At 40.1% G+C, this 519-nt stretch carries 1 protein-coding gene; it reads left to right on the top strand.

Annotated features, from left to right (window positions below):
* A partial coding sequence (locus tag ACTXGO_RS16665) for a glutathione binding-like protein (RefSeq protein WP_443575257.1) occupies nucleotides 1–363 on the top strand: 363 nt, incomplete at its 5' end.
* Nucleotides 364–519: the final 156 nt, after the last annotated feature.

The following is a 519-nucleotide window of genomic DNA, read 5'->3' as shown; positions in this document are numbered from 1 at the left end:
CTGATCGATCAAAATGATCATGAGTTTAAGCACTGGCTGGATCGCTACAAATACGCAGATCGTCATCTTGAAATGACTCAAGAACAATATCGGCAAAAAGGCGAGACGTTTTTGCAAGTTTTAGAGGAGCTACTTACGCAGAACTTGTATTTGCTAGCAGATAAAGTAACGCTTGCTGATATCGCTATTATGCCTTTTGTACGTCAATTCGCTCATGTCGATCGCAATGCTTTTTATGAGTTACCCTATCCAAATGTGCAGCGCTGGCTGAATCATTGGCTGGCACACACTCTATTTTTGCAAGTCATGACCAAGTATCAGCCGTGGGCGGAGGGCGATGAGGTTGTGTTTTTTGGTGTTTAGTGTCTAAAATCATCATATAAGAACACTCAAACCGAACTCTTGCTATAATGCTCAACGCTATAAAATAAAGATTATCAATTATGGAACACAACGCTGTAGAACAAAAACCGGTATTTATGCCAAGAGTCAATAGTGACAATTTGGTCAAAACAGATA

The sequence above is a fragment of the Psychrobacter sp. T6-1 genome (assembly GCF_052258445.1).
Note: the sequence above shows the minus strand (reverse complement) of the source record. Positions and strands in the feature narration are given on the sequence as shown.